Annotated in this window: 9 protein-coding genes; 6 read left to right on the forward strand and 3 right to left on the reverse strand. The window is 69.7% G+C overall.

Features of this window, described 5'->3' with window-relative positions; genetic code table 11:
- From D180_RS22080 to can, 3 genes are all read right to left on the reverse strand, one after another.
- A partial coding sequence (locus D180_RS22080) for an FUSC family protein (protein ID WP_017914489.1) occupies positions 1-1,903 on the reverse strand: 1,903 nt, incomplete at its 3' end.
- A gap of 31 nt (positions 1,904-1,934) precedes the next feature.
- Complete coding sequence (locus tag D180_RS22085; protein ID WP_017910922.1) at positions 1,935-2,456, reverse strand: 3-hydroxyanthranilate 3,4-dioxygenase; 522 nt, start codon at positions 2,454-2,456, stop codon at positions 1,935-1,937.
- 37 nt (positions 2,457-2,493) lie between these two features.
- Positions 2,494-3,156: a carbonate dehydratase gene (gene can / locus D180_RS22090; protein WP_017910923.1), complete on the reverse strand. Its 663-nt coding sequence runs from the start codon at positions 3,154-3,156 to the stop codon at positions 2,494-2,496.
- Between the two features lie 194 nt (positions 3,157-3,350).
- Between can and D180_RS22095 the strand changes: the two genes are divergently transcribed.
- The 6 genes from D180_RS22095 to D180_RS22120 all read left to right on the forward strand — a co-directional run bounded on the left by D180_RS22095 (position 3,351) and on the right by D180_RS22120 (position 6,131).
- A complete protein-coding gene (locus D180_RS22095) occupies positions 3,351-3,890 on the forward strand; it encodes a glycosyl hydrolase 108 family protein (RefSeq protein WP_017910924.1) in 540 nt (179 codons plus the stop codon).
- A gap of 70 nt (positions 3,891-3,960) precedes the next feature.
- On the forward strand, positions 3,961-4,539 hold the full coding sequence (locus D180_RS22100; protein ID WP_173003349.1) for a DUF2589 domain-containing protein: 579 nt from the start codon (positions 3,961-3,963) through the stop codon (positions 4,537-4,539).
- A gap of 13 nt (positions 4,540-4,552) precedes the next feature.
- A complete protein-coding gene (locus D180_RS22105; RefSeq protein WP_026143450.1) occupies positions 4,553-5,185 on the forward strand; it encodes a DUF2589 domain-containing protein in 633 nt (210 codons plus the stop codon).
- Positions 5,186-5,231: 46 nt separating this feature from the next.
- On the forward strand, positions 5,232-5,492 hold the full coding sequence (locus tag D180_RS22110) for a hypothetical protein (RefSeq protein ID WP_017910927.1): 261 nt from the start codon (positions 5,232-5,234) through the stop codon (positions 5,490-5,492).
- The gene (locus D180_RS22115) at positions 5,492-5,950 is read left to right on the forward strand and encodes a hypothetical protein (protein WP_017914490.1); all 459 of its coding nucleotides are present in this window, start codon (positions 5,492-5,494) and stop codon (positions 5,948-5,950) included. Before D180_RS22110 ends, D180_RS22115 begins: the two co-directional genes overlap by 1 nt.
- Positions 5,943-6,131, forward strand: a complete 189-nt coding sequence (locus D180_RS22120) for a hypothetical protein (protein ID WP_017910929.1) — start codon at positions 5,943-5,945, stop codon at positions 6,129-6,131. Before D180_RS22115 ends, D180_RS22120 begins: the two co-directional genes overlap by 8 nt.
- The last annotated feature ends 128 nt before the right edge of the window (positions 6,132-6,259 follow it).

Here is a 6,259-nt window from a genome sequence, read left to right on the forward strand (position 1 = left end):
GGCTGTCGGCCAGTTCGGTCAGTGCGGCATGCGCCTGTTGCCTGAACTGCTGCAGTTCCGGCAACGGCGGCAGCGGCGGCGCATCGCGCAGCACCGCTTCCAGCGCCAGCGAGGCGCGGATCAGCCGGTTGCCGTTGGCCAGCACCGATTCGGCCAGGGTCAGTTCGCGCAGGTTGCGCTTGCGCCGCGGCTCGCCGCGCAGGCGTTCGATCGAGGCCTGCGCGTTGGTGCGCGCGGTGCGCGAGGCCGCGCGGGTGTCCGGCAGCGCCTGCAGGCGGCCTTCCAGCACCGCGTCGAGATGGTCGCGGTAGGCGAGCAGCAACTGCGCCAGGATCGCGCGGATGTGCTTGCGTTCCCAGGTCGGCCACAGCGCGTAGGCCGCCAGCGCCAGCGCGCTGCCGAGCACGGTGGCCTGGATGCGCTCGCCGATCGCCTCGCCCGGGGCCATGCCCTCGAACGACAGCAGCAGCACCAGCATGCCGGTCAGGCAGGCCACGCCGAGCCCGTAGTTGACCTGGGTCAGCAGGCGGAACCCCAGGCAGAACACGGTCAGCAACAGCAGCCGCACCACCGCCCCGTCCATCACGAAGTGCGCCAGCAGGGTGGCCAGCAGCAGCCCGCCGAAGGTGCCTGCCACGCGCAGCGCGCCGAAGCTGAGGGTGCCGCCGAAATCCGGCTTGAGCACGATCGCCGTGGTCATCGGGATCCAGTAGCCGTGCGGGATCGCCTGCCAGCGGGCGAACAGCACCGCCAGCGCCAGGCACACGCCGCAGCGCAGCGCGTGGCGGAACGCCACCGAGGACAGCTTCAGATTCGCCCGCAAGGTCTGCAGCGGCGCCAGTGGACGCAGCGCCGCCGGCAACTGCGCCTCGGCCAGTTCGGCCTGGATCTCGCCGCGGCTGCTGGCCCAGCGGCCATTGCGCGCCAGCGCGCGCAACTGGCCGCCCAGGCCCTGCGCACGGGCCACGGCGATGCGCAGCAGGCGGCGTTCGCGGGTGTCTTCGGTCTGCGCCTGCACTTGCGCCAGTGCATCCACCAGATCGTCGAATCCGGTCATCGAGGCGGTGGCCGCGTCTGGGTCCTCGGCGCTGTCCAGCGCGTGCGCGAGCTGGTCCAGCACCACCGCGCTGCGTTCGAGTACGCGCTCGATCGGCAGCCGCGCGGGTGACCCTGCGTCCAGGCGTCCGTGCAGGTCGGCCAGGGTCAGCAGCTCCAGCCGCGCGCGTTCGCACAGCTCGGCGATGACCCGGAACGCCTGCACCGCACGTCCGCGCGAGCGGTGCTCGCCGTGCAGCATCACCATCGCCTCGAGCACCGCCTCGGTGGCCGGCGGTGCGGCGGTCGCGCCAGGCCGCTGGCGGGCGATGCCGGCCAGTTGCCGCATCAGGTCGGCCAAGGCGAAGCGTTCCGGGCGGTAGCGCTGCAGCGGCCAGGCCGCCAGCGCCATCAGCATCTGCAGCACGCCGCCGGCGAAGATCAGCGTGGCCACGCCGACGCTCTGCAGTGGCGGCAGGCGCACGTCGGCGCTGACCACCAGCAGGATCATGCTGGTCAGCCCGACCCGCGCCGCCACCGGGCCCAGCGCCACCAGCAGACCGCCGCCCAGGCCGAGCAGCAGCGCGCTCAGCGCCAGCGCCACGGTGTGCGCGCCGATCAGCATGCCCAGCAGCGCGGCCACGCCCGCCGCCAGCGCGGCCATCAGCATGCGCTGCATCCGCGCCCGGTACGGGCCGGGCTGGTCGGAGAACATGGTGTTGAGCGCGCCGGTGGACACCGCCAGGCCCAACTCGGCATGGCCGGCGGCCACGCCCAGCGCCAGCGGCGCGACCACCGCGGCGGTGTTGCGCAGGGCCACGCGCACCGGCACGTCGCGCGGCTTGAGTGCGATCAGGCTGCGCAGCATCGCGAGCCGGAACGGCGTGGGGGCAGGGCGGTCACGGCGCGTCGGCCGCCGGCCGCGGATGCACGTGGCCGCAGCGGGCGCAGGTGCGCAGCGATTCGGAGGCGTAGAAGCGCGCGAACACCGGCGGGAAGTCGGTCTCGATGTTCTGCAGCGGGAAGTAGGCTTCGTACAGCAGGTGGTTGCAGCGCTCGCAGAACCACAGCAGGCCGTCCTGCTCGTGCGGCAGGCGCCGCCGCTCGATCACCAGGCCGACCGAGTTCGCGCCGCGCTGCGGCGAGTGCGGCACCTTCGGCGGCAGCAGGAAGGTCTCGCCGGCGCGGATCGGGATCTCGCGCACCGCGCCGTCTTCCTGGATCTTCAGCACCATCTCGCCTTCGAGCTGGTAGAACCACTCCGGGCCTTCGTCGTAGTGGTAGTCGCTGCGCGCGTTCGGCCCGCCGACCACCATCACGATGAAGTCGCCGGCGTGGATGCACTTGTTGCCCACCGGCGGCTTCAGCAGGTGCCGGTGGGCGTCGATCCAGGCGTGCAGGTTGAGCGGGCCGGGGAGCATGCGGATCCTTGATCGAGATGGCGGAGCGGCGCGCCGCTCAGCGGTCCTCGCGGTCCTGGCTGATGCGCGCCAGGGCGGCATCGTAGCGCGGCGCCAGGTCGTCGATGCGGTCAAGTTCCATGCCCAGGTCGTGCACGCGGCCGTCGCGCAGGCTGTAGACCCAGCCGTGCACGGTCAGTTCCTGGCCGCGCGCCCAGGCGTCGAGCACGATCGAAGTGCGGCTGACGTTGACCACCTGCTCGAGCACGTTGAGCTCGCACAGGCGCGCGTGCTGCACGTTGAGGTCGCCGGCCTGCTGCAGGCAGTGCTCGTGCTTCTCGGCCACATCGGTGACGTGGCGAATCCAGTTGTCGACCAGGCCCAGCCGCGCGCGGGTCAGGCCCGCGTGCACGCCGCCGCAGCCGTAGTGGCCGACCACCAGGATGTGCCGCACCTTCAGCACCTCGACCGCGAACTGGATCACCGACAGGCAGTTCAGGTCGGTATGCACGACCACGTTGGCGATGTTGCGGTGGACGAACACCTCGCCCGGTGCCATGTCGATGATCTGGTTCGCCGGCACCCGCGAGTCGGAGCAGCCGATCCACAGGTACTCCGGGGTCTGCTGCTTGGACAGGCGGCTGAAGAACTCCGGATCCTCGCGGTTGATGCGTTCGGACCAGGAGCGGTTGTTGTCCAGCAGTTGTTCGATCTTGCTCATAGCCCGGCATTATTCCAGAAGCCTGCGGCCGGTGCGCGGCGCGCGCTGACGCCGCTGCCCGGATCGCGGAGAACCGCATGCACACGGCGCCTCAGTGCGCAGCCGCTGCCGGATCGGGCTTTTGCCGATCCCGCCGATGCGGCCCGCTGCGCAGACTTCCTCCACGCCCACACCGGGCATCAGCGGAGGATCCCATGGCCGACTTCAACGCGTTCTTTCCGACCCTGCTCAAGCACGAGGGCGGCTTCGTCAACGATCCGGTGGATCCGGGCGGCGCCACCAACAAGGGCATCACCCTGGCGACGTTTCGCTTGTACGCCAAGAGCCTGCTGCAACTGGAGCCGACCCTGGACAACCTGCGCGCGCTCACCGACGCGCAAGCCGGGGTGATCTACAAGACCTGCTACTGGAATGCGGTGCACGGCGACGAGATCGCCCTGCAGCCGCTGGCCAACATCCTGTTCGACTTCCAGGTCAACGCCGGCAACAACGCCATCAAGCTGCTGCAGCGCGTGCTCAACGCGCAGGCGCCGGCGCTGCAGCTGCCGGAGGACGGCAAGTTCGGCCCGGCCACCCTGGCGGCGCTGAAGGCCGCCGACCAGCGCGATCTGTACGCACGCTACAAGCAGGGCCGGCGCGACTACTACCAGCGCCTGGTCGCGGCCAAGCCGCCGCTGGGCAAGTTCCTCAAGGGCTGGCTGGCGCGCACCGACTCCTTCCCCGACCTGAGCTGAGTGCGCGCGCGGCAAGCGCCGCCGATCCGCTGCCGTCGCCGACGGCGGCCTTCTTTCTCCAGGAGCGACCATGGCTGGACCGACCGCATTGAACGACCTGATCGAAGCGCTGGCCGGCGCCGTGATCGAGGCGCAGGACCGCATCGAGCAGCACCAGATGGCCAACCTCGGCGATTACTTCGACGAGTTCCACCGGCCCAAGAGCGTGATCATCCGCCTGCCGTCGCAGCACCCGCAGGCCGCCGAAGGCGACGAGGACTACTACCGCGCGCCGCTGCTGCCGCTGGTCTCGACCAACGTGCTGCGGATCAAGGACGTGGAGATCAGCTTCGATGCGCAGCTCGGCGACCTCGGCGGCCTGCAGTCGGCCGACGGCTTCTTCGCGCCGGAGTCGCCCGGCCCGCGCGGTGCCTGGCAGGCCAAGCGCACCGCCACCCGTTCCAGCGTGCGCGTCGATACCAGCGCCAGCGCGCGGAGCCAGCGCCAGAGTGCCGTCCACGTCGTGTTGCGCGTGGAGGGGACCGAACCGACTGACGGAGCGGCCAGATTGCTGAACCATCTGGCGCAGACGCAGGGCGTGTTCAAGACGGTCATGGCCGACAAGCCGGACGTCGCGGGCACGGACGATGTAACCAATCCCACCAACTGAAGGAGTCACTGCAATGGCTGACGAACTCGTCAATATGTCAAGTCAATTCAAGGGTCTGCCGATGGGCGACCTGATCGGCGGCCCGCTCGATGCGGCCTGCGACGCGCAGGTCAAGCTGGCCCGCGCCACCGCCGATTTCATCCGCGTCATCGGCTTCCTGCCGCCGGACAACCCCGACCCGAAGAATCCGCAGGCAACCGGCGCCACCCGTACCGCCAGCTTCCGCTTCAAGCGGCCGGTCGACGACCCGGACAAGGCCGGCGGCATCGCCGAGGAGGAGGTCGAACTGGAAGTGCCGCTGCTGGCCATCGTCAACGTGCCCAGCCTGAGCATCCAGACCGTGGACATCACCTTCGACATGGAAGTGAAGTCGTCCTTCTCCTCGAAGGAGAAGACCGATGCCTCGGCGTCGATGTCGGCGGACGTGGAATACGGCTTCGGCCTGTTCAAGGCCAAGGTGCATATCCAGGGCTCGGTCTCCACCAGCAAGGAGAACACGCGCAGCTCGGACAACTCGGCCAAGTACCACGTCTCGGTGCATGCCGCGGACAAGGGACCGCCGGAAGGTTTGGCGCGGGTGCTGGACATCCTGCAGACCTCGGTGGCGCCGCGCAAGATCGGCAAGCCCGAGCCGGTTCCCGCGTAAGTCCATAGCGGTCCGTTGAACCATCTCGTCGGGGGACTCGTCAACGATGTTCGACCTTACTGAAGTCAAGTTCGTCAAGCGGGTCGTGGTCGGCAGCGACAACCCGACGCAGATGCAATCGCCCGAGCAGATCGAAGCCGCGCGGGCCTTGCTCAACCGCTGCCTGAGCGATTCGCCGAAGGGCGCGATCATCGGCACCGAGAAGAATTTCGCCGTGCTGCAGATCGGCGAGCACCAGGTGGTGATGCAGTGGCTGTGCTACCACGTGGGCTTCCCGCGCAAGCCCGGCTGGATGAAGGACGACTGATGGCCAGCCTACGCTGCGAGTTCGACCTGCTGCTGCAGGGGCTGTCGGCGGCCCTGCTGGATGCGCAGCGGCGCTGCCGCGCGCGTCACGCACAGGCCTTGCGCGCCTGCTTCGGCGCAGGCGAGACGCTGCCGGTGGCCACGGACGCGGCCGAGCCGCCGTCGCTGCAGATCCCGTTGTGGGAGCTGCGCGCCTGGCAATTGCCGCAGATCGGCGAACTGGCCCTGGCCTTCGACGTCGAACTGGACGTGGAGGAGGTGCTGGACGAGGCGCCGCGCCTGCTGCTGCAAGTGTTGCCGCGCCGGCCGCGGCGGCCAGGGCACCGCCTGCAGATCCTGTTCCGCGGCACCCACACCCCGGTCGGCGAGGTGCTGTTCGACGGTCAGCGGCTGAAGCTGTGGCAGCTGTCCGATGCGCCGGCCCCGCACGATTCCGCCCAGGAGACCGCACATGCGTAGACACGGCTTCATCCTGTCCCGGCACGACACCGACCTGTGGTGCCGAGAACTGCACATCGACCTGCGCTCGCTGGCCCGCGCGCAGCGGCTGCGCCGGCGTCGACGCCGGGCGCTGTGGCTGCTTGCCGTACTGTGCCTGGTGGCGGCCGTGGTGGCGCTGCTCTGGTTCGGTCTGTCCTGACCGTGCCCATCGTTTCCTTTCGTATCCAACAGGAGAGTCGCATGCGTATCCGTTCGCGTGGTGTTGCGCGTTTCCCGCTCTGGCTGGCGCTGTGCCTGGCCATGCCGTTCGCCGCCGGTGCCGCCGGT

Origin of the sequence: Xanthomonas sp. SHU 166, from assembly GCF_000364685.1 — a bacterium.
In the GTDB taxonomy this organism is placed as follows: domain Bacteria; phylum Pseudomonadota; class Gammaproteobacteria; order Xanthomonadales; family Xanthomonadaceae; genus Xanthomonas_A; species Xanthomonas_A sontii.

Bases quoted from the DNA above. Each gene is read 5' to 3' on its own strand.
- D180_RS22085 (WP_017910922.1), bottom strand. From the start codon at position 2,456: ATGCTCCCCGGCCCGCTCAACCTGCACGCCTGGATCGACGCCCACCGG.
- can (WP_017910923.1), bottom strand. From the start codon at position 3,156: ATGAGCAAGATCGAACAACTGCTGGACAACAACCGCTCCTGGTCCGAA.
- D180_RS22095 (WP_017910924.1), top strand. From the start codon at position 3,351: ATGGCCGACTTCAACGCGTTCTTTCCGACCCTGCTCAAGCACGAGGGC.
- D180_RS22100 (WP_173003349.1), top strand. From the start codon at position 3,961: ATGGCTGGACCGACCGCATTGAACGACCTGATCGAAGCGCTGGCCGGC.
- D180_RS22105 (WP_026143450.1), top strand. From the start codon at position 4,553: ATGGCTGACGAACTCGTCAATATGTCAAGTCAATTCAAGGGTCTGCCG.
- D180_RS22110 (WP_017910927.1), top strand. From the start codon at position 5,232: ATGTTCGACCTTACTGAAGTCAAGTTCGTCAAGCGGGTCGTGGTCGGC.
- D180_RS22115 (WP_017914490.1), top strand. From the start codon at position 5,492: ATGGCCAGCCTACGCTGCGAGTTCGACCTGCTGCTGCAGGGGCTGTCG.
- D180_RS22120 (WP_017910929.1), top strand. From the start codon at position 5,943: ATGCGTAGACACGGCTTCATCCTGTCCCGGCACGACACCGACCTGTGG.